This window comes from Rhodococcus sp. IC4_135, assembly GCF_011602025.1.
GTDB lineage: Bacteria > Actinomycetota > Actinomycetes > Mycobacteriales > Mycobacteriaceae > Rhodococcus_F > Rhodococcus_F baikonurensis.
This window is the reverse complement of the sequence record NZ_JAAOLG010000107.1, coordinates 1-1049: the sequence shown is the minus strand read 5'-3', so window position 1 is coordinate 1049 and position 1049 is coordinate 1. Positions and strand designations below refer to the sequence as shown.

Genomic DNA, 1049 nt, shown 5'->3' with positions numbered 1-1049 from the left:
CACGACCCGACGACACCTCAACCGAAGCCGCCACCAGATCCGCCAACGTCACATCCTCAACCCAACGATCCGTAACGTTCACACCCCCCAACACCAACCCACGCTCAACCACAGACTCCACGGCGAACATCTCGACGATGGTGGACGTGTCCGCTACAGCAGCGGTCACCACTGCGACGTATGCATCGACCAACCGCACTGCGGTTGCCTCGTCGAAGAGATCGGTCGCATAGGTCAGGTGTAGGTCCAGACCACCGCGAGACCCGTCGGTGGTGAGTGTCTCGTTGAACACGAAGTCCAGGTCGAACTGTGTGGTGGCCACGATGTTGTCGACTTCGGCGATGTGTATGCCGTCGAACTCGAGTTCGGTCAACGCGATGTTCTGCAGGGTCAAACTGACCTGGAAGAGCGGTGAATACGACTGCGAGCGAACCGGATCGAGCACCTCCACCAGACGCTCGAACGGTAGGTCGGCGTTGGCGAGCGCCTGGAGGTCGAATTCTCGAACCGACTCGAGCAATTCCGCGAAACGTGCGCCAGGCGACACCACCGAACGTAGTGCGAGGGTATTGACGAACATGCCGACCAGATCGTCGAGTGCACGTTCTCCTCGGCCCGCAACAGGAGTTCCCACAACTATGTCGTATCCACCGGTGAAGCGCGAAAGCACCACAGCCAGAGCGGCATGCAACACCATGAACGGCGTAGCGCCGTGGTCACGCGCGACCTTCTCCAACTGTGCGTTCACCTCGGGGCTCAGATGGGCCGAGAACATGGCTCCACGGCCGGAGGCTTCCGCCGGACGAGGTCGGTCCAGCGGCAGATCGATCACCGACGGTAGTGCGTCGAGAGCGCTGCGCCAGAAGTCCAATTGTCGTGTGACGAGTGAGGTCGACGATTCTTCCGAACCCAACATCTCGACCTGCCACAACGCGTAATCCGCGTACTGCACCTCGAGCGGCGACCACGACGGCTCCACCCCTCGGGTCCGCGCCTCGTACGCCACCATCACATCACGCGTCAACGGACCCATCGAGAAACCGTCACCC

At 61.3% G+C, this 1049-nt stretch carries 1 protein-coding gene; it reads right to left on the bottom strand.

Annotated elements, in window-relative coordinates; all coding sequences use genetic code 11:
* A partial coding sequence (locus G8767_RS35185; protein ID WP_240953012.1) for a condensation domain-containing protein occupies nucleotides 1-1033 on the bottom strand: 1033 nt, incomplete at its 3' end.
* Nucleotides 1034-1049 lie beyond the last annotated feature (16 nt).